The 23,593-nt window shown below is 71.9% G+C and carries 23 protein-coding genes and 3 pseudogenes; 13 read left to right on the top strand and 13 right to left on the bottom strand.

Annotation, left to right across the window (positions count from 1 at the left end; translation table 11 throughout):
* Positions 1-5 precede the first annotated feature (5 nt).
* From ACZ7LT_RS24505 to ACZ7LT_RS24480, 6 genes are all read left to right on the top strand, one after another.
* Positions 6-1,898: an acetyl/propionyl/methylcrotonyl-CoA carboxylase subunit alpha gene (locus ACZ7LT_RS24505; protein WP_471238230.1), complete on the top strand. Its 1,893-nt coding sequence runs from the start codon at positions 6-8 to the stop codon at positions 1,896-1,898.
* Positions 1,895-3,028, top strand: coding sequence for an acyl-CoA dehydrogenase family protein (locus tag ACZ7LT_RS24500; RefSeq protein ID WP_471238229.1), 1,134 nt, complete (start codon positions 1,895-1,897; stop codon positions 3,026-3,028). The genes ACZ7LT_RS24505 and ACZ7LT_RS24500 overlap by 4 nt, the downstream gene beginning before the upstream one ends.
* Positions 3,029-3,094: 66 nt before the next feature.
* Positions 3,095-4,690, top strand: a complete 1,596-nt coding sequence (locus tag ACZ7LT_RS24495; RefSeq protein WP_471238228.1) for a 4-coumarate--CoA ligase family protein — start codon at positions 3,095-3,097, stop codon at positions 4,688-4,690.
* Positions 4,687-5,412: an enoyl-CoA hydratase family protein gene (locus ACZ7LT_RS24490; RefSeq protein WP_471238227.1), complete on the top strand. Its 726-nt coding sequence runs from the start codon at positions 4,687-4,689 to the stop codon at positions 5,410-5,412. The genes ACZ7LT_RS24495 and ACZ7LT_RS24490 overlap by 4 nt, the downstream gene beginning before the upstream one ends.
* On the top strand, positions 5,400-5,993 hold the full coding sequence (locus ACZ7LT_RS24485; RefSeq protein ID WP_471238226.1) for a TetR/AcrR family transcriptional regulator: 594 nt from the start codon (positions 5,400-5,402) through the stop codon (positions 5,991-5,993). The genes ACZ7LT_RS24490 and ACZ7LT_RS24485 overlap by 13 nt, the downstream gene beginning before the upstream one ends.
* 206 nt (positions 5,994-6,199) lie before the next feature.
* Positions 6,200-7,255 carry an isopenicillin N synthase family dioxygenase gene (locus ACZ7LT_RS24480; RefSeq protein WP_471238225.1) on the top strand — a complete coding sequence of 352 codons (1,056 nt, stop codon included), beginning with the start codon at positions 6,200-6,202 and terminating at the stop codon, positions 7,253-7,255.
* 10 nt (positions 7,256-7,265) lie between these two features.
* Here the strand turns inward: ACZ7LT_RS24480 and ACZ7LT_RS24475 are convergent, their stop codons facing one another.
* Complete coding sequence (locus ACZ7LT_RS24475) at positions 7,266-8,366, bottom strand: citrate synthase 2 (RefSeq protein ID WP_471238224.1); 1,101 nt, start codon at positions 8,364-8,366, stop codon at positions 7,266-7,268.
* A 350-nt stretch (positions 8,367-8,716) separates the two neighbouring features.
* Between ACZ7LT_RS24475 and pdxH the strand changes: the two genes are divergently transcribed.
* Positions 8,717-9,346: a pyridoxamine 5'-phosphate oxidase gene (pdxH, locus tag ACZ7LT_RS24470; protein WP_471238357.1), complete on the top strand. Its 630-nt coding sequence runs from the start codon at positions 8,717-8,719 to the stop codon at positions 9,344-9,346.
* A gap of 249 nt (positions 9,347-9,595) precedes the next feature.
* Here pdxH and ACZ7LT_RS24465 read toward each other — a convergent pair whose 3' ends face one another.
* Both ACZ7LT_RS24465 and ACZ7LT_RS24460 read right to left on the bottom strand, forming a co-directional pair.
* Complete coding sequence (locus tag ACZ7LT_RS24465) at positions 9,596-10,936, bottom strand: PAS domain-containing protein (RefSeq protein WP_471238223.1); 1,341 nt, start codon at positions 10,934-10,936, stop codon at positions 9,596-9,598.
* Between the two features lie 459 nt (positions 10,937-11,395).
* Positions 11,396-12,151, bottom strand: coding sequence for an SIS domain-containing protein (locus ACZ7LT_RS24460; protein WP_471238222.1), 756 nt, complete (start codon positions 12,149-12,151; stop codon positions 11,396-11,398).
* 176 nt (positions 12,152-12,327) lie between these two features.
* Between ACZ7LT_RS24460 and ACZ7LT_RS24455 the strand changes: the two genes are divergently transcribed.
* The 3 genes and pseudogenes from ACZ7LT_RS24455 to ACZ7LT_RS24445 all read left to right on the top strand — a co-directional run.
* The gene (locus ACZ7LT_RS24455; protein WP_471238221.1) at positions 12,328-13,020 is read left to right on the top strand and encodes a metal-dependent transcriptional regulator; all 693 of its coding nucleotides are present in this window, start codon (positions 12,328-12,330) and stop codon (positions 13,018-13,020) included.
* Between the two features lie 465 nt (positions 13,021-13,485).
* Positions 13,486-14,349: an alpha/beta fold hydrolase gene (locus tag ACZ7LT_RS24450; RefSeq protein ID WP_471238220.1), complete on the top strand. Its 864-nt coding sequence runs from the start codon at positions 13,486-13,488 to the stop codon at positions 14,347-14,349.
* A gap of 326 nt (positions 14,350-14,675) precedes the next feature.
* Positions 14,676-14,960, top strand: a pseudogene (locus tag ACZ7LT_RS24445) (hypothetical protein); the annotation flags it as partial.
* Positions 14,961-15,043: 83 nt separating this feature from the next.
* Here the strand turns inward: ACZ7LT_RS24445 and ACZ7LT_RS24440 are convergent.
* Positions 15,044-15,628 (bottom strand): TSUP family transporter, encoded by a 585-nt coding sequence (locus ACZ7LT_RS24440; RefSeq protein ID WP_471238219.1) that lies wholly within the window; start codon positions 15,626-15,628, stop codon positions 15,044-15,046.
* Positions 15,629-15,851: 223 nt separating this feature from the next.
* Here ACZ7LT_RS24440 and ACZ7LT_RS24435 point away from each other — a divergent pair, with 223 nt between their 5' ends.
* Positions 15,852-16,172 carry a GYD domain-containing protein gene (locus ACZ7LT_RS24435; protein WP_471238218.1) on the top strand — a complete coding sequence of 107 codons (321 nt, stop codon included), beginning with the start codon at positions 15,852-15,854 and terminating at the stop codon, positions 16,170-16,172.
* 166 nt (positions 16,173-16,338) lie between these two features.
* On the opposite strand, the pseudogene ACZ7LT_RS24430 reads toward ACZ7LT_RS24435, so the two are convergent.
* Both ACZ7LT_RS24430 and ACZ7LT_RS24425 read right to left on the bottom strand, forming a co-directional pair.
* Positions 16,339-16,419: pseudogene (locus ACZ7LT_RS24430) on the bottom strand (IS5/IS1182 family transposase); the annotation flags it as partial.
* Positions 16,420-16,428: 9 nt separating this feature from the next.
* The gene (locus ACZ7LT_RS24425) at positions 16,429-17,115 is read right to left on the bottom strand and encodes an HAD family hydrolase (protein ID WP_471238217.1); all 687 of its coding nucleotides are present in this window, start codon (positions 17,113-17,115) and stop codon (positions 16,429-16,431) included.
* A 208-nt stretch (positions 17,116-17,323) separates the two neighbouring features.
* On the opposite strand from ACZ7LT_RS24425, the gene ACZ7LT_RS24420 reads away from it, so the two are divergent.
* Entirely contained in the window at positions 17,324-17,773 is a 450-nt protein-coding gene (locus ACZ7LT_RS24420; protein WP_471238216.1) for a 2-thiouracil desulfurase family protein, read from the top strand.
* A 6-nt stretch (positions 17,774-17,779) separates the two neighbouring features.
* Here the strand turns inward: ACZ7LT_RS24420 and ACZ7LT_RS24415 are convergent.
* From ACZ7LT_RS24415 to crcB, 4 genes and pseudogenes are all read right to left on the bottom strand, one after another.
* Positions 17,780-17,894, bottom strand: a pseudogene (locus ACZ7LT_RS24415) (IS5/IS1182 family transposase); the annotation flags it as partial.
* 217 nt (positions 17,895-18,111) lie between these two features.
* Positions 18,112-18,678: an isochorismatase family protein gene (locus ACZ7LT_RS24410; protein ID WP_471238215.1), complete on the bottom strand. Its 567-nt coding sequence runs from the start codon at positions 18,676-18,678 to the stop codon at positions 18,112-18,114.
* Between the two features lie 62 nt (positions 18,679-18,740).
* On the bottom strand, positions 18,741-19,115 hold the full coding sequence (locus ACZ7LT_RS24405; protein WP_471238214.1) for a fluoride efflux transporter FluC: 375 nt from the start codon (positions 19,113-19,115) through the stop codon (positions 18,741-18,743).
* The gene (gene crcB, locus ACZ7LT_RS24400) at positions 19,112-19,618 is read right to left on the bottom strand and encodes a fluoride efflux transporter CrcB (protein ID WP_471238213.1); all 507 of its coding nucleotides are present in this window, start codon (positions 19,616-19,618) and stop codon (positions 19,112-19,114) included. Before crcB ends, ACZ7LT_RS24405 begins: the two co-directional genes overlap by 4 nt.
* 161 nt (positions 19,619-19,779) lie before the next feature.
* Here crcB and ACZ7LT_RS24395 point away from each other — a divergent pair, with 161 nt between their 5' ends.
* The gene (locus tag ACZ7LT_RS24395; RefSeq protein ID WP_471238212.1) at positions 19,780-20,238 is read left to right on the top strand and encodes a carboxymuconolactone decarboxylase family protein; all 459 of its coding nucleotides are present in this window, start codon (positions 19,780-19,782) and stop codon (positions 20,236-20,238) included.
* 73 nt (positions 20,239-20,311) lie between these two features.
* On the opposite strand, the gene ACZ7LT_RS24390 is transcribed toward ACZ7LT_RS24395, so the two are convergent.
* Genes ACZ7LT_RS24390 through ACZ7LT_RS24380 form a run of 3 tightly spaced genes read right to left on the bottom strand, consistent with a single transcriptional unit; the run spans position 20,312 to position 23,516 of the window.
* A complete protein-coding gene (locus ACZ7LT_RS24390) occupies positions 20,312-21,958 on the bottom strand; it encodes a transporter (protein ID WP_471238211.1) in 1,647 nt (548 codons plus the stop codon).
* Positions 21,955-22,770, bottom strand: a complete 816-nt coding sequence (locus tag ACZ7LT_RS24385) for an ABC transporter ATP-binding protein (RefSeq protein ID WP_471238210.1) — start codon at positions 22,768-22,770, stop codon at positions 21,955-21,957. Before ACZ7LT_RS24385 ends, ACZ7LT_RS24390 begins: the two co-directional genes overlap by 4 nt.
* 47 nt (positions 22,771-22,817) lie before the next feature.
* Positions 22,818-23,516, bottom strand: a complete 699-nt coding sequence (locus ACZ7LT_RS24380) for a bifunctional DNA primase/polymerase (protein WP_471238209.1) — start codon at positions 23,514-23,516, stop codon at positions 22,818-22,820.
* Positions 23,517-23,593: the final 77 nt, after the last annotated feature.

Below are 23,593 nucleotides of genomic sequence, written 5' to 3'. Positions count from 1 at the left end.
CACTGATGATCTCCACTGTTCTTGTCGCGAACCGGGGCGAGATCGCCTGCCGGGTCTTCCGTACCTGCCGTGAGCTGGGGCTCGCGACGGTGGCGGTGTATGCGGACGCGGACGCGTCGGCGCTGCACGTACGGGAGGCGGACGCCGCCGTACGGCTGCCGGGATCGACGCCCGCCGAGACGTATCTGCGCGGCGACCTGATCGTGAAGGCGGCGCTGGCGGCGGGCGCGGACGCGGTCCATCCGGGGTACGGATTCCTGTCGGAGAACGCCGAGTTCGCGGCGGCGGTGGCCGGCGCGGGGCTGGTGTGGATCGGTCCGCCGCCGGCCGCGATCGAGGCGATGGCGTCGAAGACGCGGGCGAAGGAGCTGATGGGCCTTGCCCCGCTCACGGACGTCACCGCGGCTGATCTGCCGGTGCTGGTGAAGGCGGCCGCGGGCGGCGGCGGGCGCGGCATGCGGATCGTACGGGAACTGTCCGCGCTGGAAGGGGAGTTGGCGGCGGCGCGGGCGGAGGCGCTGAGCGCGTTCGGGGACGGGGAGGTGTTCGTCGAGCCGTATGTGGAGGGCGGCCGCCATGTGGAGGTGCAGATCCTCGCCGACACGCACGGCACGGTCTGGGCGCTGGGGACGCGGGACTGTTCGCTCCAGCGGCGCCACCAGAAGGTGATCGAGGAGGCCCCGGCGCCAGGGCTCCCGGCCCCGCTCGTCGAAGAGCTGTACGAGCGTTCGCAGGCGGCCGCCAAGGCGGTCGGCTACGTGGGGGCGGGGACGGTGGAGTTCCTGGTCGCGGACGGCCGCGCGCACTTCCTGGAGATGAACACCCGGCTCCAGGTCGAGCACCCGGTGACCGAGGAGGTGTACGGGGTGGATCTGGTGGCGCTCCAGATCGCCGTCGCGGAGGGCGCGCGGCTGCCGGCCGATGCGCCGACGCCGAGCGGCCACGCCGTCGAGGCCCGCCTGTACGCGGAGGACCCGGCCACGGGCTGGACCCCGCAGACGGGCGTGCTGCACGCCCTGGAGTTCCCGAATCGGGGCGGGGCGGGCCTGGCCGATGCTGTCCGCGTCCGGGTCGACAGCGGCTACGCCTCCGGGGACGTCGTGCCGGTGCACTACGACGCCATGCTCGCCAAGGTCGTCGTGCACGCTCCGAGCCGCGCGGCGGCGGTGCGGAAGCTGGCGGACGTGCTGGAACGGGCCGCGGTGCACGGGCCGGTCACCAACCGGGACCTGCTCGTCGCCTCGTTGCGGCACGCCGACTTCCAGGACCCCGGCCGGCTCGACACCGGGTTCTACGGGCGGAACCTCGACGCGCTGGTCCGGCCCCGGGACGGTGAGGCGTACGCCGCCGTCGCCGCCGCCCTCGCGGACGCGGCCGACAGTGCCGGGCGGTTCGGGGGCGGGTGGCGCAACGTCCGCTCCCAGGACCAGGTCCGCACGTACGGCGTGCACGAGGTGCGTTACCGGCCCGTGCGCGGCGGCGGGTACACCGTCACCGCTCCCGAGGGTGTCCGTGCCGTAGCCGCCGCCCCCGACCGTGTACGTCTCGAAGTCGAGGGGGTGGTACGGGACTTCGCTGTCGCCCGGGACGGGGACGGCACCGTCCACGTCGGCCCGTACCGGCTCACCGCCGTGCCCCGGTTCACCGACCCTCGCGAGCGGGCCGCCCCCGGCTCCCTGCTCGCGCCCATGCCCGGCACGGTCGTCCGGGTCGCGGACGGTCTCGCCGTCGGCGCCCCGGTCGGCGCCGGGCAGCCGCTCCTCTGGCTGGAGGCCATGAAGATGGAGCACCGCATCACCGCCCCCGCCTCCGGCACGCTCACCGCGCTCCACGCCGTCCCCGGCCGTCAGGTCGAGGTCGGCGCCCTGCTCGCCGTCGTTCAGGAGGATCCGCAATGACCAGCCTCATCGAGTCGCCGGAGCACACCGCGCTCCGCGCCGCCGTCTCCGCCCTCGGCCACCGTCACGGCCGCGGCTTCGACCGGGCGGCCCTGTGGGCCGAGGCCGGCAAGCTCGGCTACCTCGGGGTCAACCTGCCCGAGGAGTACGGCGGCGGGGGCGGCGGTATGGCCGAGCTGTCCATCGTCCTGGAGGAGGCCGGCGCGGCCGGTGCGCCGCTGCTGATGATGGTGGTCTCGCCGGCCATCTGCGGCACCGTCATCTCCCGTTTCGGCACCGACGCGCAGAAGGCTGCCTGGCTGCCCGGTCTCGCCGACGGCAGCCGCACGATGGCGTTCGGCATCACCGAGCCCGACGCCGGTTCCAACTCGCACCGCATCACGACCACCGCGAACCGTACCGAGGACGGCTGGATACTCGACGGCCGTAAGGTCTTCGTCTCCGGTGTCGACATCGCCGACGCGACGCTCATCGTCGGCCGTACGTCCGACGCCCGTACCGGCAACCTCAAGGCCTGCCTCTTCATCGTGCCGCGCGACACCCCCGGCTTCGGGCGGCGGCAGATCGACATGGAGCTCCAGGCGCACGAGAAGCAGTTCGAGCTGACGCTCGACGAGGTGCACCTGCCGGCGGACGCGCTGGTGGGGGAAGAGGACGCGGGGCTGCTGCAGCTGTTCGCGGGGCTGAACCCGGAGCGGATCATGACGGCGGCGTTCGCGATCGGCATGGGGCGGTACGCGCTCGGCCGTGCGGTCGCGTACGCCAAGGAGCGGCAGGTGTGGAAGGTGCCGATCGGCGCCCACCAGGCCATTGCGCATCCCCTCGCCCAGGCGCACATCGAGCTGGAGCTGGCGCGGCTGATGATGCGGAAGGCGGCGGCGCTGTACGACGCCGGTGACGACATGGCCGCGGGGGAGGCGGCGAACATGGCGAAGTACGCGGCCGGTGAGGCGTGTGTGAAGGCGGTGGACCAGTCGGTGCACACCCTCGGCGGCAACGGTCTGACCAGGGAGTTCGGCCTCGCGTCGCTGATCACGGCGTCGCGGGTGGCGAGGATCGCGCCGGTCAGCCGGGAGATGATCCTCAACTTCGTCTCGCACCAGTCCCTGGGGCTGCCGAAGTCGTATTAGGTCTCCCCAACGCGGCCCGGCAGGGGCGATCCTGGCGTCCGACGATCCGATGCGAAGGGGCTGACCGTGATCCCGAAGGTGCACCGCAGCGCGTACGAGGACGTTCCCGCCGTCTCGCTCCCCATCCATGACGCCGTGCTGGGCCGGGCGGCCGAGTTCGGTGACACGCTCGCCCTGGTCGACGGGGCGGGCGGGGCGGCGCTGACGTACGCGCAGGTCGACGCGTTCCATCGGCGGATCGCCGCCGCCCTGGCCGACGCGGGGCTGCGCAAGGGCGATGTGCTGGCCCTGCACAGCCCCAACACCGTGCTGTATCCGGTGGTGTTCTACGGCGCCACGCGCGCGGGGGCGTCGGTGACGACCGTGCATCCGCTGGCGACGGCGGAGGAGTTCGCCAAGCAGCTGCGGGACTCTTCGGCCCGCTGGATCGTCACCGTCTCGCCGCTGCTGGAGTCGGCGCGGCGGGCGGCGGAGATGGTCGGCGGGATCGAGGAGATCTTCGTCTGCGACGAGGCGGAGGGGCACCGGTCGGTGCGGGACCTGATCGGGTCGACGGCGCCGGAGCCGGTGCTCGGCATCGACCCGGCCGAGGACGTGGCGGCGCTGCCGTACTCGTCGGGCACGACCGGGGTGCCGAAGGGGGTGATGCTCACGCACCGCTCGATCGCCACCAATCTGGCGCAGCTGTATCCGGCGATCCCGATGCGACCGGGCGACCGGATCCTCGCGGTGCTGCCGTTCTTCCACATCTACGGTCTGACGGCGCTGATGAACGCGCCGCTGCGGCACGGCGCGACGGTGGTCGTGCTGCCCCGGTTCGAGCTGGACCAGTTCCTCGGCGCGATCGAGAAGCACCGCATCAACGGCCTGTACGTGGCGCCGCCGATCGTGCTGGCGCTGGCCAAGCATCCGGCGGTGGCGCGCTACGACCTGTCGTCGCTGGAGTACGTCGTGAGCGCGGCGGCCCCGCTGGACGCGGCGCTGGCGCAGGCCTGTTCGGACCGGTTGAAGCTGCCGCCGGTGCGGCAGGCTTACGGCATGACGGAGCTGTCGCCGGGGACGCATGTGGTGCCGCTGGACGTGGAGCGGCCGCCGCCGGGGACGGTGGGCCTGCTGCTGCCGAACACGGAGATGCGGATCCTGTCCCTGGACGATCCGTCGGCGGACGCGGCGCCCGGTGAGGCGGGCGAGGTCGCCATCCGGGGGCCGCAGGTGATGAAGGGGTATCTGGGGCGTCCGGAGGCCACCGCGGAGATGATCGACGCGGAGGGCTGGGTGCACACGGGCGACGTCGGCCGGGTCGACGAGGACGGCTGGCTGTTCATCGTCGACCGCGTGAAGGAGCTCATCAAGTACAAGGGTTACCAGGTCGCGCCGGCCGAGCTGGAGGCGTTGCTGCTCACTCACGAGGGGGTGGCGGACGCGGCGGTGATCGGGGTGTACGACGAGGACGGCAACGAGGTGCCGAAGGCGTTCGTGGTGCGGCAGCCGACGGCGTCGCAGCTGAGCGAGGACGAGGTCATGGAGTTCGTCGCCGGGCGGGTGGCGCCGTACAAGAAGGTGCGCCGGGTGGAGTTCGTCGGGGCGGTGCCCCGGGCGGCGTCGGGGAAGATCCTGCGCCGTGAGCTGAGGGACCGGGAAGGGGAGCGGGAAGAGGTATGACAGCTGTCGTCACGCGCGCGTACGAGCGCGGTATCACCACCCTGACGCTGGACGCGCCGGAGAGCCGCAACGCGCTGTCGGCGCGTCTGGTGGCGGAGCTGGCGCAGGCGCTGGGGGAGTGCGGCGAGGACCCGGCGGTCCGGGCGGTGGTGCTGACCCACACGGGCGGCACGTTCAGCGCGGGCGCGGATCTGAAGGCGCCACCGAGCCCGTACGCGTTCGTGGCGCTGCTGCGGCGGATCGTGGAGCTGCCGAAGCCGGTGGTGGCGCGGGTGGCGGGGCATGTGCGGGCCGGCGGGCTCGGTCTGGTCGGGGCGTGCGATGTCGCGGTGGCGACGGCGGGGTCGGACTTCGCGCTGACGGAGGCCCGGATCGGGGTGGCGCCGGCGGTGATCTCGCTGACGCTGCTGCCGAAGGTGGACGCGCGGGCGGCGGCCCGCTACTACCTGACGGGGGAGCGGTTCGACGCGGCCGAGGCGGTGCGGATCGGTCTGCTGACGGCGCTCGACGACGCTTTCGAACCGGTCCTGGACGGGCTGCGCAAGGGGTCGCCGCAGGGGCTGGCCGAGTCCAAGCGCCTGGTCACGGCTAGGGTGCTGGCAGCCTTCGAGCGGGACGCGGAGGACCTGGTCCAGCGGTCCGCGTCGCTCTTCGCCTCGGCGGAGGCGCGCGAGGGGATGACAGCCTTCCTCGAACGACGGGACCCCGCATGGGTGTGGTGACCCCTCCCAAGCAGGACCGCAGCCGGGTGACCCGGCAGCGGCTCCTGGAGGCGGCCGTGGCCTGCCTGGCCGAGTACGGCTGGGCGGGCTCGACGGTGTCGGTGGTCGCCGAGCGGGCCGGGGTGTCGCGGGGCGCGGCGCAGCACCACTTTCCCACCAGGGAGGACCTGTTCACGGCGGCGGTCGAGTACGTCGCCGAGGAGCGCTCGCAGGCGCTGCGGACGCTGCCGCCGCAGGACCGGGCGGCGGTGGTGGCGGCCTTGGTGGACCTGTACACGGGGCCGCTGTTCCGGGCGGCGCTGCACCTGTGGGTGGCGGCCTCGAACGAGGAGCAGCTGCGGGCCCGGGTGACGGAGCTGGAGGCGCGGGTGGGGCGGGAGTCCCACCGCATCGCGGTGGAGCTGCTGGGCGCGGACGAGTCGGTGCCGGGGGTGCGGGAGACGGTGCAGGGGCTCCTCGACATGGCCCGGGGGCTGGGGCTCGCGACGCTGCTCACCGACGATTCGGCGCGCCGGGGGCGGGTGGTGGCGCAGTGGGCGGCGATCCTCGACGCGACGCTGGGGCGGAGCCCCGGCGTGTGACGTGGGTCACTTCAAATTCTCCTGTCGAGGCGTACGCTGGCCGCATGCTTTCGCTCGTACGCCGCCGCCACGTGGACTTCCTCCGCGTCGCGAGCATGGGCTGTCGTCGCTCCGTCTGACCCCGACGCCACTTTCCGTACGTCTCCTGTGGCCCCCGCCCCACCCTCGGCGGCCGCCCGGGAACCCGTATACCCCGCGGACGCATCATGACTGCTCAGACTGTTCAGCCCGTTCAGACGTACCACCAGCTCCCGATCATCGACCTGTCCGCCGCCGACCGCGGCCCGCAGGCCCGCCGGCTGCTCCATGCGCAGCTCCACAGCGCCGCCCATGACGTGGGCTTCTTCCAGCTCGTCGGGCACGGCGTCACCGACGCCGAGACCGAGGCGCTGCTCGGCGCCATGCGGGCCTTCTTCGCCCTGCCGGAGGCCGACCGGCTCGCGATCGACAACGTGAACTCGCCGCACTTCCGCGGCTACACCCGCACCGGGGACGAACGCACCGGCGGCTCCCGCGACTGGCGCGACCAGCTCGACATCGGCGCCGAGCGGCCCGCGCACGTGCCCGGCCCGGGCGAGCCCGCCTACTGGTGGCTCCAGGGCCCCAACCAGTGGCCGGCCGCGCTGCCGCAGCTGCGGACCGCCGCACTCAACTGGATCGAGCGGCTCAGCGGCGTCGCCGAGCGGCTCCTGCGCGAGCTGCTCGCCTCGATCGGGGCACCGGCCGGCTTCTACGACGACGCCTTCGGCGAGCGGGCCCACCCGCACCTGAAGATGGTCCGCTACCCCGGCAGCGCGGGCGACGGCGCCGACCAGGGCGTCGGCGCGCACAAGGACTACGGCTTCCTGACCCTGCTGCTCCAGGACCAGGTCGGCGGGCTCCAGGTGGAGCGTGAGGACGGCCGCTTCCACGACGTACCGCCGCTGCCCGGCGCGTTCGTCGTCAACCTGGGCGAGCTCCTGGAGGTCGCCACGGACGGCTATCTGCTGGCGACCAACCACCGCGTGGTGAGCCCGCCCGGAGCCACCGAGCGCTTCTCCGTGCCGTTCTTCTACAACCCGCGGCTCGACGCCCGGATCGAGCCGCTGCCCTTCCCGTACGCGGCACACGCGCCCGGCGTCACGGCCGACCCGGCGAACCCGCTGTTCGCCGAGTACGGCCGCAACGAACTCAAGGGCAAGCTGCGGGCCCACCCGCTGGTCGCCGCCCGGCACCACGCGGATCTGCTGCTCACCGAGCGGCAGCCCGCGCTGTCCCGCTAGGGCCCTCGGGTCAGCCCACGATGTCGTCGTAGCCGGCGATCTCGCGGGGGTTACGGGCCCCGGGGCCGACGTAGCGGGCCGAGGGGCGCACGAGCCGGCCGGTGCGCTTCTGCTCCAGGATGTGCGCCGACCAGCCCGCCGTACGGGCGCAGGTGAACATCGAGGTGAACATGTGTGCCGGGACCTCCGCGAAGTCCAGCACGATCGCCGCCCAGAACTCGACGTTGGTGGCAAGCACCCGGTCCGGGCGGCGGTTGTGCAGCTCCTCCAGGGCGGCCTTCTCCAGCGCCTCGGCGACCTCGAAGCGGGGCGCCGCCAGCTCGCGGGCCGTACGGCGCAGGACGCGGGCGCGCGGGTCCTCGGCGCGGTAGACGCGGTGACCGAAGCCCATCAGACGCTCGCCCTTGTCCAGGGCCTGGCGGACGTAGGCGGCGGCGTCGCCGGTCCGCTCGATCTCCTCGATCATGCCGAGGACGCGGGAGGGGGCACCGCCGTGCAGCGGGCCGGACATGGCGCCGACGGCCCCGGAGAGCGCGGCGGCCACGTCGGCGCCGGTGGAGGCGATGACCCGGGCGGTGAACGTGGAGGCGTTCATGCCGTGCTCGGCGGCCGACGTCCAGTAGGCGTCCACAGCCTTCACATGCCGCGGGTCCGGCTCCCCACGCCAGCGGATCATGAACCGCTCGACGACCGACTCGGCCTTGTCGATCTCGCTCTGCGGCACCATCGGCAGGCCCTGACCGCGGGCGGACTGCGCGACGTACGACAGGGCCATGACGGCGGCCCGGGCCAGGTCGTCACGGGCCTGCTCGGCGTCGATGTCGAGGAGCGGTTTCAGGCCCCACACGGGGGCGAGCATCGCGAGCGCGGACTGCACGTCGACGCGGATGTCCCCGGAGTGGACCGGGATCGGGAACGGCTCGGCCGGCGGCAGACCGGGGTTGAACGCCCCGTCGACCAGCAGGCCCCAGACGTTCCCGAAGGACACATGACCCACGAGGTCTTCGATGTCGACGCCCCGGTAGCGGAGGGCACCGCCCTCCTTGTCCGGTTCGGCGATCTCCGTTTCGAACGCGACGACTCCTTCGAGTCCGGGTACGAAGTCGGACATCAGGCGGCTCCTCAGATTCCAGACAAGCTCGGTCGGGCTGTGCGGGGGTGATGCCCCGTGCGGCGGGTTGCCACCCGCATCGCTTCGTAGGGAGGCCACAGTGGCCCAGCGGAGAGTTTGGCCGGTCCCGCCGATGCGGGGAAGCGTGACAACCGGCACACTCCGCCAATGCCTCCAAGGAGGGTTAGCGGCACTCCGTGCCGGGCAGACTGGGTCCGCGCTGCACCCGGTGCGCCCCCCGGCCCCGGCGCCGAGGGCCTCTGCGGCAGGATGGGGCTGTGACCGACGCCGATGCGCACACCGCGGACTCTGCCGATGCCCTCGATGGCTATGCCCTCGACCCCGCCGACATGCGTGAGCAGTACCGGACCCCTCAGCTGACCGTGGCGGACCTCGCGCCCTCGCCGGTCGAACAGTTCGCCCGCTGGTTCAAGGAGGCCGCGGCCGAGACCGTCGCCATCCACGAGCCGAACGCCATGGTCGTCTCCACCGCCACCCCCGACGGGCGGCCGTCGTCCCGTACGGTCCTGATGAAGCACTACGACGAGGCCGGCTTCGTCTTCTACACGAACTACAACTCCCGCAAGGGCCACGAGCTGGCCGCCAACGCGCACGTCTCGCTGCTCTTCCCCTGGCACCCGATCGCCCGCCAGGTGATCGTCACGGGCACGGCGACCCGCACCGGCCGCGACGAGACCGCCGCGTACTTCCGCACCCGCCCACACGGCTCCCAGCTGGGCGCCTGGGCCAGCCACCAGTCGACGGTGATCGGCACACGCGAGGAGCTCCTCGCCCGCTACGAGGAACTGCACGCCCGCTACCCCGAGGGCACGCACGTACCGGTACCGCCGGAGTGGGGCGGCTTCCGCGTCGTGCCGCAGACGGTGGAGTTCTGGCAGGGCCACGAGAACCGCCTGCACGACCGGCTGCGCTACGAGCGCACGGGCGAGGGCTGGACGGTGGAGCGCCTCTCGCCGTGACGGCGAGGGGGCGTCGGCGACGGCTGCGTACGGCGTACGTGCGTGGGCGTCCCCGCGCCTCTCGGCGTGACGGCGAGGGGCGTGGCGAAGGCTGCGTACGGCCCACGTGCGTGGGGTTCCCGTAGACCCGGGCGATGCGCGCTGCCGGGCCGGCACGAGCACCGCCCGCTTCGGCGCCTGCGCGGGCGCCTGCCCGGCCGGGAACGCCGGCGCGGCACGGGCGCGGCCAGGGCCTCGCCCTGAGAGCCGCTAGCGCCCCGCCAGATCCACCGCCGCCGCCACCCGCGCCGCCACGCTCTCCCCGTACGCCGCGTCCGGCCGCTCGAACGCCGGGCGCGCCGCCGAGCGCAGAAACGTCAGGACCCCCAGCGTCCGGCCCCGGCTGCGCAGCACCACGCACCGGGCGTACACCGCGTCCCGCGGCCAGCACCGGTCCGCCGCCCAGGCCTCGGCCGCCTCCGGCGCGGCGACCGGGGCGCCGGCCCGCACCGGGCCCGTACGGTCCACGGCCTGCAGCGCCGGATGGCCGGCCCGGTAGCGGACCGGGATCCCGCCGCCCATCACCGCGGTGACCGGACCCGGCGTACCGGCCGGTGTCGCCGCGACCCGCCGCAGTCGCTCCCCGGGCCCGCACAGATCCACCAGCGCGTGATCCGCGAACCCGGCCAGCGCGAAGTCGAGGTAACAGGCCGCCGCCTCCATCGGATCCTCGAACTCGGCCGCCGCCACCCCCGCCCGGTGCAGCTGGCTGAAGCGGAACCGCAGCCGGTCCGCGTCCTGCTGCGCGAGCCGTTCGTCGGTCACGTCCTGGAACATCCAGCCCACACCGAGCGGTACGGGCTCCTCGGCGAGCGGCGACGCGAGCCGTACGAACGCCGAACGCAGGCAGCGGCGCCGCTCGCCGTCGCCGGTCTTCAGGGTCACCCACACCTCGGCGGGCGCGCGGGGCGGGCCTTCGGCGAGGACATACTGCAGGGCGCTCTCCAGCTCCTCGACGCCCTGCGTGATCAGGTCTCCCAGGGGCCGCCCGAGCAGCGGGGTCCGCCCGGCGCCGAGGGCGAGGGCGGCGTGTCCGTTGACGACGGTCGGCCGCAGATCGACGTCGACGAGGACGACACCCCAGGCGGCGTCCTCGAACAGGGCCTCGCTCAGCGCGATGGACCGCTCCAGATCGATCTGCGCGTGCACCTCGCTGAACGCGCAGTACACCCCGGCGGGCCGCCCGTCCGCCCCGCGCACTCCGGCGGACTGGGTCCGTACGAGCACCCGCCCGCCGTCCTTGCGTACCAGCGCAAACTCATGCACCTGCCGTCCCGGCGCGTGCATGACCCCCATCAGCCGCCCATGCACCTCCTCGGCATCCTCACTCCGCACGGCCCACCCGTCGAACCCCCGCCGCCCGACGGCGTCCTTGGCGGTCCACCCGAGGATCCGCTCTGCCTCTCTGTTCCAGTGGGTGACGGCCCCGTCGGCGTCGAAGGCACAGAGCGCGGCATCCATACCGTCGAGCAACGCGGCCAACAGATCTCCCCCGGGAGACTCACCCCCGGGCCCGGCGTCTTGAGCGGTCTCGCTCCTGGTAGCACTCATCCCGGAACCCCCTGCAGGACGTGCGTCACACGTGCAGGTGCACGCGCAGCCAATTCAACTCGAACGTGACGCAGGACACAGCTGGTTCCCCGAAATCGTTTCATCCCGGAAACGAGGCGGAGGAAAAGGCGGGCGAATAAATCCCTTGAGCGGGCCCAGGGGTGCTGCCTAGGCTGTGGGTACACGCGAAAGGAGGTGATCCGGAAAAATGGTTTCTTTTCGGACTCGTGAGGTGACTGCGGGCTAACGGCCTGCCGTCGCACTCTGTGCACCTCGGCAGGCCGCCTGCCGAAACCCAAGCAGTCACCCGACCCGTGGGCCGCCGGTAAGTCCGGCCGGCTTTCCGCCGATTCGTACGGCGGGAACCAAGGCCCACGGGTCGTCTGCGTCTGTGCTCACACCGCGTGGACGGCCGGCGTCGCCTTCCGCCGCCTGCGCGAACGGGGCCGCCGGCCGGGGCTAGTGGCGGAAGAAGATCCGGTCGCGGTACTCGGACATCACGCGGCCGTTCCACTCGTGGCCGCCGTCCACGTTGCCGGAGCGCAGCAGGGGCGGTTCGATGCCGCGGCGGACCAGTTCCTCGGCTGCCGCTGCCATCGTCGCCTGCATCAGGGCGCTGGTGACCACCGTGGACGCCGGGGCGAACGGCGCCTCGATGCCCTCGTGAGTCAGTTCCGCGTCGCCGACCGCGATCTTGGAGTCGAGGACGATGTCGCAGTGGTCCTTGAGGTACGTCCCCGAGACGTGCCGCGACTTCGTCTCCGTCGCGTACGCCACCGACGTCACACCGATCACCGTGAGCCCCAGGGCCCGCGCGTTCATCGCCATCTCGACCGGCAGGGCGTTGCGCCCGGAGAGGGAGATGATGATCAGGAGGTCGCCGGCCGTCGCCGGGGAGGAGTCGAGGACCGCGCCCGCCAGGCCGTCCACCCGCTCCAGCGCGGAGCCCAGCGTCGCCGGCATCACGTCCACGCCGACCACGCCCGGCACGGCGAGCAGGTTCATCAGGGCCAGGCCGCCCGCCCGGTAGACGACGTCCTGCGCGGCGAGCGAGGAGTGTCCGGCGCCGAAGGCGAACAGCCGGCCACCGGCCACGACGGTGTCGGCGATCGCGGCGCCCGCGGCGGCGATCTCCGTCGCGTCCTCGTCACGGACCTTCTGCAGCAGACCGATCGCGGCGTCGAAGAACTGGTCGGCCAGCTTGCTGTCGCCCATGCCCGGAGCTCCTTCTCCTCGTACCCGCCCCCCGTGACGCCGATCACCGTGCGGTCTGGACCATTGCCCTGTCAATACCGGCTCCACCGTCAGTTCCCTCCGGCGCGGCACGGTTGTCAGCGGTATCCGGCAGAATTGGAACCAGGGCCACGCACGATTTCTCTCGAGGGGCACGTATGTCCGGACTGATCGACACCACGGAGATGTATCTCCGCACCATCCTCGAGCTCGAAGAAGAAGGCGTGGTCCCGATGCGCGCCCGAATCGCCGAGCGGCTCGACCAGAGCGGTCCGACGGTGAGCCAGACGGTGGCGCGCATGGAGCGCGACGGCCTGGTGGCCGTCGCCAGCGACCGGCACCTGGAGCTCACCGACGAGGGTCGCAAACTGGCCACGCGCGTGATGCGCAAGCACCGGCTCGCCGAGTGCCTGCTCGTCGACGTCATCGGCCTGGAGTGGGAGCAGGTCCACGCCGAGGCGTGCCGCTGGGAGCACGTGATGAGCGAGGCGGTGGAGCGGCGCGTCCTGGAGCTGCTGCGGCACCCGACGGAGTCGCCGTACGGCAACCCGATCCCGGGTCTTGAGGAGCTGGGCGAGAAGGCCGAGACGGAGTCCTTCCTGGACGACTCCATGGTCAGCCTGGCCGACCTGGACGCGGGTACGGAAGGCAAGACCGTGATCGTCCGCCGTATCGGCGAGCCGATCCAGACCGACGCCCAGCTCATGTACACGCTGCGCCGCGCGGGCGTGCAGCCCGGCTCCGTGGTCAGCGTGACCGAGTCGCCCGGTGGTGTGCTGGTCGGCAGCAGCGGTGAGGCCGCGGAGCTGGACGCCGACGTGGCCTCGCACGTCTTCGTCGCCAAGCGCTGAACCGGCCGCCGCGCCCGTTCTCGGCCTGCCCGTCTCCGCGCCTTCCGCGGAATCCCAGCGGTCCCGCCGCGTGCCGTGCCACGCTGGGCTGGGGCCGGGAGGGAGCGCTGCGATGAGCCCGTACGTACGACACGTTGACGAGCGACTCGGAAACGAGCGACTCCGCAACGAGCGACGCGGAGACGAGCGACGCGGAGACGAGCAAAGCCCCGGCGCCGATGGGCGCCGGGGCCTGTCCTCCCCTGTGCCGACCCGGAGCCCCGAGCTCCCAGGGTCGGCTCCCTCGGACCGTTTTCCCCGAGCGGCCCGCCTCCCGCTGAAAATCTCCCCTCGGCGCCGGGCGTCAATCATTGAGCGCGGTCACTCGAACGAGGGGTGTTACGCGGCAGACCCCCGTTTTCGAATGCAGGTTCGATAGTCTGGCGGGGTTCGACGACGCAAGGACAAGAGGGGGTGCCAGGGCACATGGTGCGACGGATCGACATCAACGGAACCGGCGGCGTACGCCTGGCTGCCTGGGAGTTCGCGGACCCGCCGAAGGGACACGGCGACGGTGAGCCGGCGCCCGGTGTCTTACTGCTGCACGGACTGATGGGCCGTGCCTCCCACTGGGCGCCCACCGCCCGGTGGCTCGCCGAGCGCCACCGCGCCGTCGCGCTCGACCAGCGGGGCCATGGCCGCAGCGACAAGCCCGCCGAGGGCCCCTTCACCCGCGAGGCCTACGTCGCCGACGCGGCCGCCGCCGTCGAGCAGCTCGGACTCGGCCCGGTCACCCTCATCGGCCACTCCATGGGCGCCCTGACGGCCTGGCAGCTCGCCGCCGAGCGACCGGACCTCGTGCGGGCGCTGATCATCTGCGACATGCGCGCCTCGGCCCTCGGCGCGGCCTCCCAGCGCGAGTGGGAGGACTGGTTCCGGTCGTGGCCGCTGCCGTTCGCCACGCTCGCGGACGTACGGAAGTGGTTCGGCGAGGACGACCCCTGGGTCGAGCGCCCCAACCCCGCGCGCGGTGCGTTCTTCGCCGAGGTCATGGCCGAGCGGACGGACGGCTGGCGCCCGGTCTTCTCCCGCGCCCAGATGCTGAAGGCCCGCGAGACCTGGGTCCACGACGCCCACTGGGAGTCGCTCGCGCAGGTCCGCTGCCCGACGCTGGTCGTCCGGGGCCTGGACGGCGAGTTGGGCCGCGCGGAGGCCCAGGAAATGGTCCGCGTCCTGCCCCACGGCCAGTACGCGGAGGTCCCCGACGCCGGCCATCTCGTCCACTACGACCGCCCGGACGCGTGGCGTTCGGCGATCGAACCCTTCCTGGACGGCGTCCTCACCTCCTGAACCCAGTGACCTCCTGAGCCTCTCTGACATCGATGCCACCAGGTGTCGTGCGGGTTTCTTTGCGGGGTCGGGGTGGGCCGGGGGTGGGGTCCCACGCGAGGCCTTGTTTCGCGCCTGGGGCTGGTGGGCGTCTGCGGGTCAGTGATGCGCGTGAGTGGAATGGGGCGGTGACGGCTCGGCTTAGCGGCGGACGGCCGTCTGTTGGCCTGGGCGCAGGCACTGGGTTGCTGCCCGGTGGTGGGCTGGTCCCGGGGTTGGCGAACAAAAACGCGCGCGGAATGAAGGCCCTCGCCAGATGGGCGCCTCTGGCGTCACAGAAGTCACGGCTTGACTACCGCCACCGCCGCTGGCCCGCCTCGACCAACCCCCGCCTGATCGTCAGCCAGAGATCGGCGCTCGACCCCGACCATCCCGCCGTCGGCAAGACCCTGCTCCGCGCCGACGTGCCCCAAGGGCTCACCCTGGTCGGCCTGCGCCAAGACCGCATCCTCAACGAGGCAGCCGAAACTGCAGACCCCCTCAGGCTGATGAGGCTCTTCGGGATCACAGAGAAGACCGCCATGCACTACGTCACCACCGCCCACCCCGAGCGCACGGCGAAGCTGCCCAGATGGCGCCTCAAGGCGCGGCCCGCTCGTTCACAGCGTGGAAGCTGGTGCGGGCCTCGGCATCGGCGCCGGGCGTCTTGGCAGTCTCAGTCGTGCCGGGCGAGCTTGACCGCGGAAACCAGCAGGATCACAGCCAGCACGGGGATGAGCACCGAGTCCGGGAACACACCGAGGAGCAGGCCGCCCAGCACAGCGCCGGCGATCGACCCTGCGGCCATGACCGTGGTGAAGCGGAGGTTCACGCCGAGGACGGCGAAGCTGCCGTCGCGGCTGTAGCGGGCGCAGGCCACCAGCATCGTCGGCAGCGACACCACCAGTGAGAGGCTTCCTCCGGTCTTGATGTCCTCCCCGAAGAGCAGCACGATCGTCGGAATCAGGAGCTCGCCGCCAGCGACGCCCATGATCGCCGCGACCAGGCCGATGCCGAAGCAGGCCACGACTCCGCAGGGCACCTGAGCCCACAGCGGCAGCGCGAGCTTGTCCAGGGTGGTGGTGTGGGTGACCATCAGGGCAGCCGCCATCAGCACCATCAGGGCGGCCTGGCCAGCCACTCCGTGCCCGCCCCCGCGCACTGCGAGTGGCAGCAGGTTGTCCCGGGCGAAGTCCACAGAGGCGACCACATCGTCCTCACCGCGGCATCGGGCCACAAGCGCCGGCCGCCGGTCGATCATGCCGTTCCACAGTGCTCTCGCCGACGCGTAATCCGGGTCCCGGGGGCGGACGAGGCGCCCGCGCAGCCGTGAGGCGAAGCGATCCAGGACGGGGCCGGAAAGACCGGTATGCCAGCCGTCGAGTAATCCGTATGGCGGCGGTCGTGCGGCGGCGGTCGTGGGGCAGGAGGAGGATCGGTCGGCAGGGGAGCCTCGCTGTGACACTTATGGAAGGGCGGAACCCATGCCGAAGTACCTCTTCAGGGCCAAGCTGACCGTGGACGGACTGAAAGGCCTGCGCGCGGAGGGTGCCATCGCTCGCCGCGAGGTCGTCGAGCGGATGGTGCAAAGCGTGGGCGGACGGCTGGAGTCGGTCTACTGGGCTTTCGGCGAGGACGACGTCTACGTCACGGCGGACCTGCCGGGCAACACCGCCGCCGCTGCCATTGGGATGACCACAACGGCGGCGGGCGGGGTCCGCACGAGCACGGTGGTGCTTCTGACGGCCGATGAGGTCGATGAGGCCACCCGACAGCAGGTGGAGTACCGGGCGCTCGGCGCCTGACGGGCCAGCGCTTACGTGGATGTGGAGGCGGCCGCCGCGCTTGCGAGGCTGGCCGGACTGGCGGCGTTGCGCGGAGCGGCACCCGGCAAGACTCGAAACTAAGGCTTGTCCCGCAAAAGATCTTCGAATCGAGCTGGATGGGTCGGCCGCTGTGGAACCCGTTCGTTTATCCGGCGAGGTTGAGGTTGTGCAGGCGGGCGATGCCGAGCATGGCGTGGTGGACGCCGTCGCCCTTGAGACGGCAGTCATGTCAAGATCATTTCACCGCGGCTGATCCCTCCAGCCCGTGAGGGCGGGGTCCGGACGCGAAGGCAAGGACGTCGCGGACCGCTTCGCGCAGGCTGCCGAAGTGACGATGCACGCCGTCCACCGCTGCAGGGGCGTTGACACCCCACACCGTCATCCCGGCACGGAGCCCGGACTCCACCCCGGAAGGGGCGTCTTCGATGACCAGACAGTCCTCCGGTTTGGCACCAAGTCGCGCGGCTGCCTGCAGATACGGCACCGGCGACGGCTTGCCTTCCGCCACGGCGGCCGCATCCACGAGGACCTCGGGGACTGGCAAGCCCGTCCGTGCGAAGCGTCCCCGCACCCGGTGCTCATAGTTCGAAGTCACCAGTGCCCAGGACCCGGGCTGCAGAGCACTCAGCAGCTCCGAGGCTCCGCCGAAGGCGGCATAAGCGCCGGAGCGGACGTCCTCGTCCTCCAGCTCGTGCAGTGCGGCAAGGCAATCCCCGGGGTCCTGGTCCGGAGCAACCTGCGCAAAGGTCTCCATCGGCCTCGTCCGCAGTGCCACCCGGTAGACCTCATCGGGGTCCAGTCCGTATCGCTCTGCCCACGTTCGCCAAACAAGGCGCGGATTGTCCACCGCGTCGATCAACGTGCCATCGACATCAAACAGGACATACCTCATCACACCAGACTGGCCGGGTTCACTGATCATGCTTCGATCACGCCATCAGGCCCTGAGCAGGCAGTTTGCGGGACAAGTCTTAGCGGCTGGCGTCCCCGGCTTCACCGCCCGCGCGGCCGGCCTGGCCCCGTCCCTGGGCGCGCCCCCTCCGTCGTGCCTGACGACGCGGGCTTCCTCGCGGTGTCGGGGCTCCTTGAAAATCCCCGGCGCTGCCCACCGCCATGGCTAGCCTGACGGTATGGAAGCAATTCTAGTCAGCGCGTGTCTGCGCGGGGTGCCATGCCGGTTCGACGGGCGTCACAAGGCGTCGTCGGAGATCGAGCAGGCAGTGGCCGGTCGTGAAGTCGTCTCCTTCTGTCCAGAGGTCGCGGGCGGGCTTACGACACCGCGGAGGCCTGCGGAGTTGGTGGGCGGCGACGGGCACGACGTGCTCGACGGGACGGCGCGGGTCGTTGAAGACACTGGGCGTGACGTGACAGCGGAGTTCGTGGACGGAGCACGGCGCGCACTCGCGGCGGCGCGTCACGGAGGCTGCACGGAGGCGCTGTTGATGCCGCGTAGTCCGTCGTGCGGACGAGGCGTGGTGTACGACGGGTCGTTCGCCGGGAAGCTGGTGCCGGGAGACGGGGTGACGGCGGCGCTGCTTGAGCGGAACGGGATCGCCGTGCGACCCGCGCCCGGCGTGTGAAGTCGTGACCAGCAGTGCCCGGTCCTCCAATGGAAGACTCCATGGCCGGCCCTTGCGGACCGCATCCGCACTCCCGCGCCGCAGTGCCTTTCACCAGGTTGCCGAACTGTCGCAGGCTCAGCCCGGTGAAAGGGACTGTCCAGGACGCGGGGCAGCCGTTAGCCGGGACCGTGGGTGTCGGGTGGGTCCGCCCTGGGTAACGGGCCGGACGTGGGCGACGCGCCTGACAACGCGGGTTTCTTTGCCGGACCGTGCGTAGCCGGGACTGTGGGTGTGGGACCCCACCCCCCGGCGCACCCCGACCGCCAAAGAAACGGCACCCCGCCGGGGCGTCCGGCTCAGGGGCGTACGAACGTCACGTCCGCCGCCCGCGCCACGACCTCCACCTCGTCGCCGAGCGCCCACTCGGCCACCCGCGACACCATCGCGGCCGGTACGGCATCGCTGATGCCGGGCGCGGCCGGGATGTCGTACGTGCCGTGGGCGTCGTGCGGCAGAACGACCCGGTAGTCCCGCTCCAGCGCCTCCCGGGCCGTCGCCGACACGCACATCTCCGACATCACCCCGCACACGGCGAGCGCCTTCACACCCGCTGCGTCGAGGACGTCGCCGAGGTCCGTCTCGTAGAAGCCGTCGTCCTCCGGCTTACGTATGACGTGGTCCCCCGGCTGCGGAGTCAGGAACAACTCCCAGCCGGGCGTGCCGGGTTCGTCGTCCGCCCCCGGCCCGCCGTCGTTCTGCAGATGCACCACCACCGCCCCGGCGCCGCGGGCCCGGACGATCAGGTCCTCGATGTTCTTTAGGAGCCGGTCGGCGCCGGGGACGACGTGGTCGCCGGAGACGAACGCGGTCTGCATGTCGACGACGAGGAGAGCGTGGACGGGGAGGGGGACGGGGACGGTCATTTCGGGCCACCTGTTCGATGAGTCGTGCGGAGCCTTCTGGACGGTGAGAAAGTACCGGCCGCTCAGCCCAGGAGGGTCGTGGCGAGGGCCCCGGCCACGTATGCGGCGCCGAGGCCGGCGAGGACGCTCACGAGGGCGTTGGCGGCGGCGAAGAACTTCGCGCCCGTCTCGGCCAAGCGCAGAGTCTCGAAGGAGTAGGTGGAGTACGTGCTCAGGGTCGCGCACAAGCCGGGGCCGATGAGGTGCTGGAGCGCCGGGGGGACGGTGGCGGCGGCGGTGGCGCCGGTGAGGAAGCCGAGGAGGGCGCAGGCGGTGACGTTGACGCTGAAGGTGCCCCAGGGGAAGACAGTGGCGTGGCGGGCCTGGACGGCCCGGTCGGTGAGGTACCGCAGCGGGGCGCCGGCGAGGGCGCCGAGGACGACCATCAGCCAGTTCATGCGACGGCCCGGCGGGTGAGTGCGGCGGCGGCCCAGACGGCGGCCAGCGCGGCGGCCAGGGTGGTGGAGACGTACAGGAGCGCTGTCGCGTGCCGACCACTGTCCAGCAGGCGTTGGGTGTCGATGGTGGCGGTGGAGAAGGTGGTGAAGCCGCCGAGGACGCCGGTGCCGAGGAAGGGGCGTACGAGGGGGTGGACGGTGAAGCGTTCGGTGATCAGGACCATGAGGAAGCCCATGGCGGCGCAGCCGGTGACGTTGGTCCAGAACGTGGTCCAGGGGAACGCGGTCGGCTCGGTGGGCCAGATCAGGGTGGCGCCGTAGCGGGCGCAGGCGCCGAGCGCGCCGCCGAGGGCGATGGCGCAGAGGATCGCGGCATGTTCGCGGGCGTGCGTGCGGCCGGGCTTGGGGGGCCAGGGGTCGATCGCGGTGTCGGGGTCGACGGGTTCGGCCGCCCAGCCGGTCGGCTTGGGAGCGGGGTGTTCCTCGGGGTCTTCACTGGTCACGTGGGTTCTCCTATCTGATCGGACGGCGGTCGCGGCCCAGGTGACGGTCCGATTCGAAGAGATTCGAAGATTTTTCCTCAGGGCGGTCACATCCGTGGGACGGGCTCCGTCAGTGAAGTGACGGTCCACACGGGGCCGGTACGGAAGAGGAGAGACCGACCATGCAGGCACGGATGAAGAACCCCGCGTACATCCTCCCCGACGGCCTCAAGGGCATCGGCAGCATCATGAAGGCGATCAGCCAGGGCGGTATCTCGAAGGAGCTGGAGGAGATCGTCGGGCTGCGCGTCAGCCAGATCAACGGCTGCAGCCCCTGCGTCCACGGCCATGTGCAGAACCTCGTGAAGGCGGGCGCCACCACTGAGCGGATCGCGGCGGTCGCGGCGTGGCGGCACGCGCCGTTCTTCACCGACGCCGAGCGGGCGGCGCTGCGGCTGTCCGAGGAGCTCACCCGGGTCGCCGACCGTTCCGACGAGGCGGTGTCGGACGAGCTGTGGGACGAGGTGGCCGACCACTTCGACGAGCGGGAGCTCTCCGCGCTGCTGCTGACCATCGGCCTGACCAACATGTTCAACCGGCTCAACGCGAGCATCAAGGAGCCCGCCGGCGTCACGTGGTAGCGAGCGGCCCGGAGTGGCGGCCCGCCCCCGGGCCGCCCCCGGACGGCACCGGGCCGCCACCCCGGCCGGGTGCTCAGCCCTTGCTGACCGCCGTCAGGATCTCCGGCAGTCGCCTCGCCACCTGCGGCGCGGCGACGCGCAGGCCCGCCCAGGCGATCAGGATGCCGTAGGCCGTGCCGACCGGCAGCAGCAGCGGGCGCCAGTCCGGGAGGTCCGCGGCGTGCAGGAAGATCGTGAGCGCGATCACCGGGGCGCACAGCAGAGCCGCCGCCAGCATGCCGCCGAAGATGGAGATCCAGGCGAGCCCGACCTGCCCCGGTGCCACGTTCTTGTAGCCGCTGTCCTGCGGGATGGAGTACGGGAAGCGGGCCGAGGCGACCGCGCCGGTCGCCAGCATCGCGCCGAGCAGGGCGAAGGAGAGTCCGAGCGCGTCGAGCAGCTGGGTCCAGTCGCCGAGGACGGCGGCGGTCAGGCCGGTGACCAGGGCCGCGTACGGCAGCGTGATCACCAGCAGGGCGTACGCCCGGGCGCGCAGCTCCACGAAGGCATCGCGCGGCGTGGAGATCGTCTGCGCCACCATCCAGAAGGCGGAGGTGTCCTGGCCGAACTGGTTGTACATCAGGATGCCGAGCATGCCTGCGGCGAAGCAGGCGAAGTAGATCGAGCCGGTGCCCTGGAGGGCGTTGAAAAGCGGCACGATCAGCCCGATGACCAGTGAGGTCACCCAGGCCGACTTGGTCTTCGGGTCGCGCAGGATGTAGCGCAGGCTGCGCTCCATCACCGTGCCCGTCCGGCCCTCGGGCAGCAGCTGCCACAGGCCTCGCGCGGACTCCTTGCGGGCCGGTTCGGCGGTCTGGAGCGTCGAGCCGTCGGGGGCGGTCATGAGCTTGACGAGGCTGCGCCGCCAGGCGTGCAGCAGCCAGAGGAGGGCGGCGGACGTCAGGAGGAGTTGGCCGCCGGCCTGCTCGTACGCGCCCTCGCTCGCGGAGTCGACGGCGCCGATGGCGGAGGCGGGCGGGATCCAGCCGACCACGTCCGCGACCGGTTCCAGCGGGGTCAGGCCGCCGGCCTGGCCGAGGCGCTGGGCGCCGAAGTTGACGATCTGGATGCCGACGGCGACGACCAGGCCGCTGAGTACGGCGAGGTCGCGGCCCTTGCGGGAGGTCAGCAGCCGGATGTTCCCCGCGGCGACGGCCCGGGCGAGTGCCACGCACGTCAGCAGCACCAGCGGCACGGCGAGCACGGCGGTGACCGTCGCGGCGGCGCCGTGGGCCAGGGAGATGCTCGCGCCGACGGCCAGGCAGAGGGTGAACAGCGGCCCGATGCCGACGAGGGAGGAGACCAGCAGGGCCCGTACGAGCGGTGCGGGCCGCAGCGGCAGCATGACCAGCCGGGTAGGGTCCAGGGTCTCGTCGCCGCTGGGGAAGAAGAGGGGCATGACCGCCCAGCCGAGGCCGGTGAGGCCGACGAGCAGCAGGGCGATGGCGTCGGCGTGGGCGTTGCCGCGCAGCAGGACCAGGGCGAGCAGCAGGGCCGCGGCGACGAGGAGGCCGCAGACGGCGGACAGGACGTAGGCGACGGTGCGGCCGGAGGACTGGCGCAGACCGTTGCGCAGCAGGGCCAGCTTGAGCCGTACGAAGACGGGAGTGAGGGCGGCGGTGTCGGCGCTCACCGGGCTCACCGGGCTCACCGGGATCGTCTGGCTCAGGCTCGGGCTCATCGGGCGGAACCGCCGAGCCAGTCGAGGCTGTGGCCGCCGTCCTGCCCGCCCGCGCCCACCAGTTCGAGGAAAGCGTTCTGCAGGGAAGGTGCCGAGCCGCGTACCTCCTCCAGGGTGCCCTGGGCGCGGATGTGCCCGGCGGCCATCACGGCGACCCAGTCGCACAGCGACTCCACCAGCTCCATGACGTGGCTGGAGAAGACGACGGTGGCGCCGGAGGCGGTGTAGCGCTCCAGGACGCCGCGGATGGTCTGGGCCGAGACGGGGTCGACGCCCTCGAACGGCTCGTCCAGGAAGAGGACCTGGGGATTGTGCAGCAGCGCGGCGGCGAGGCCGATCTTCTTGCGCATGCCGGTCGAGTAGTCGACGACCAGCTTGTGCTGGGCGCCGGCCAGGTCGAGCACGTCGAGGAGCTGTCCGGCCCGCTTGTCGACCTCGGCGCCGGGCAGCCCCCGCAGCCGCCCGGTGTACGCGAGGAGTTCGCGGCCCGAGAGCCGTTCGAAGAGCCGCAGCCCCTCCGGGAGGACGCCGATCCTGGCCTTGACCTCTGCGGGGTCGCTCCAGACGTCGTGTCCGGCGACCTCGATACGGCCCGCGTCGGGCCGGAGCAGGCCGGTGACCATGGAGAGGGTGGTGGTCTTGCCGGCGCCGTTGGGGCCGACGAGACCGATGAACTTGCCTGCCGGGAGGGTGAGATCGATGCCGGCGACCGCGATCTGCTGGCCGAATCTCTTCCAGAGCCCTTCGACACGAACGGCGGGCGGCGCCGTCTCCGGCGCTCCACCCGCCACGTCAACTTGCTGGTCCGGCATGGCTCCGACCTCAACCTTTCGATTGTCCCCGTGGTACGGGGCCAACCTTACGGTCGTCGGGTGCGGGCCGCCGCTGCCTCGCGTCCGCAGGCGTACGCCACCGGGCTGATCAGCTCTTCCACGTCCGGAAGCCATCGGTTGGCGGGGGTGGGGCGGCGTACCCACTGGACGGCGCCTTGGGTGCCGACGCGGGTGGGCGGGGCGGCGACGTAGTGGCCTTCGCCGCGGGTGATGAGGTCGATCGAGCTCGGTGCCCAGCCGAGCTTGCGGACCAGGTCGGGGACCTTGGCGGCGGCGCCGGGCAGGACGAAGAACAGCATCCGGCGGTCGGGGGTGCAGGTGACCGGGCCGAGGGTCAGCTCCATCCGCTCCATCCTGGCCAGGGCCAGGAATCCGGCGGACTCGGGCACGTCGAGGGTGTCGAAGGTGCGGCCGGTCGGCAGCAGGATCGACGCCTTGGGCTGCTTGCCCCACATCCGGCGGGCCCCGGCGCCGCTGCCCGTGGCCTGGGTCGCCCAGTCCGGCCTGGCCGGGTGGGCGCCCGGCGTGACACAGGAAGGGACGCCGCAGGAGCAGCGCTCAGCCCCGTCCACCGCCTCCAGCCAGGTGCCGGGGAACACGTCCCAGTGCCGCTCTTCCGCGTACCGCACGGCGCTGTCCAGCAGCTGCTCGCCTCGCTGCTTGGGGATCTGTGCGGCTTCCGTGACTCCGATGGTCTCTTCCACGAAGAACACAACTCCCGCCATCACCTCGGGTTACGGGCGTTACACGGCACGGCGAGGAGCAATCGATCCTGCATGCGGGGCGCATGGGTGCACGGGTG

This window comes from Streptomyces sp. NPDC039465 (genome assembly GCF_055639315.1).
The sequence above is the reverse complement of the archived record's forward strand: the minus strand, read 5'-3'. Positions and strand labels throughout refer to the sequence as shown.

Bases quoted from the DNA above. Each gene is read 5' to 3' on its own strand.
- ACZ7LT_RS24505 (WP_471238230.1), top strand. From the start codon at position 6: ATGATCTCCACTGTTCTTGTCGCGAACCGGGGCGAGATCGCCTGCCGG.
- ACZ7LT_RS24500 (WP_471238229.1), top strand. From the start codon at position 1,895: ATGACCAGCCTCATCGAGTCGCCGGAGCACACCGCGCTCCGCGCCGCC.
- ACZ7LT_RS24490 (WP_471238227.1), top strand. From the start codon at position 4,687: ATGACAGCTGTCGTCACGCGCGCGTACGAGCGCGGTATCACCACCCTG.
- ACZ7LT_RS24485 (WP_471238226.1), top strand. From the start codon at position 5,400: ATGGGTGTGGTGACCCCTCCCAAGCAGGACCGCAGCCGGGTGACCCGG.
- ACZ7LT_RS24480 (WP_471238225.1), top strand. From the start codon at position 6,200: ATGACTGCTCAGACTGTTCAGCCCGTTCAGACGTACCACCAGCTCCCG.
- ACZ7LT_RS24475 (WP_471238224.1), bottom strand. From the start codon at position 8,366: ATGTCCGACTTCGTACCCGGACTCGAAGGAGTCGTCGCGTTCGAAACG.
- pdxH (WP_471238357.1), top strand. From the start codon at position 8,717: ATGCGTGAGCAGTACCGGACCCCTCAGCTGACCGTGGCGGACCTCGCG.
- ACZ7LT_RS24465 (WP_471238223.1), bottom strand. From the start codon at position 10,936: ATGAGTGCTACCAGGAGCGAGACCGCTCAAGACGCCGGGCCCGGGGGT.
- ACZ7LT_RS24460 (WP_471238222.1), bottom strand. From the start codon at position 12,151: ATGGGCGACAGCAAGCTGGCCGACCAGTTCTTCGACGCCGCGATCGGT.
- ACZ7LT_RS24455 (WP_471238221.1), top strand. From the start codon at position 12,328: ATGTCCGGACTGATCGACACCACGGAGATGTATCTCCGCACCATCCTC.
- ACZ7LT_RS24450 (WP_471238220.1), top strand. From the start codon at position 13,486: ATGGTGCGACGGATCGACATCAACGGAACCGGCGGCGTACGCCTGGCT.
- ACZ7LT_RS24440 (WP_471238219.1), bottom strand. From the start codon at position 15,628: ATGATCGACCGGCGGCCGGCGCTTGTGGCCCGATGCCGCGGTGAGGAC.
- ACZ7LT_RS24435 (WP_471238218.1), top strand. From the start codon at position 15,852: ATGCCGAAGTACCTCTTCAGGGCCAAGCTGACCGTGGACGGACTGAAA.
- ACZ7LT_RS24425 (WP_471238217.1), bottom strand. From the start codon at position 17,115: ATGATCAGTGAACCCGGCCAGTCTGGTGTGATGAGGTATGTCCTGTTT.
- ACZ7LT_RS24420 (WP_471238216.1), top strand. From the start codon at position 17,324: ATGGAAGCAATTCTAGTCAGCGCGTGTCTGCGCGGGGTGCCATGCCGG.
- ACZ7LT_RS24410 (WP_471238215.1), bottom strand. From the start codon at position 18,678: ATGACCGTCCCCGTCCCCCTCCCCGTCCACGCTCTCCTCGTCGTCGAC.
- ACZ7LT_RS24405 (WP_471238214.1), bottom strand. From the start codon at position 19,115: ATGAACTGGCTGATGGTCGTCCTCGGCGCCCTCGCCGGCGCCCCGCTG.
- ACZ7LT_RS24395 (WP_471238212.1), top strand. From the start codon at position 19,780: ATGCAGGCACGGATGAAGAACCCCGCGTACATCCTCCCCGACGGCCTC.
- ACZ7LT_RS24390 (WP_471238211.1), bottom strand. From the start codon at position 21,958: ATGAGCCCGAGCCTGAGCCAGACGATCCCGGTGAGCCCGGTGAGCCCG.
- ACZ7LT_RS24385 (WP_471238210.1), bottom strand. From the start codon at position 22,770: ATGCCGGACCAGCAAGTTGACGTGGCGGGTGGAGCGCCGGAGACGGCG.
- ACZ7LT_RS24380 (WP_471238209.1), bottom strand. From the start codon at position 23,516: ATGGCGGGAGTTGTGTTCTTCGTGGAAGAGACCATCGGAGTCACGGAA.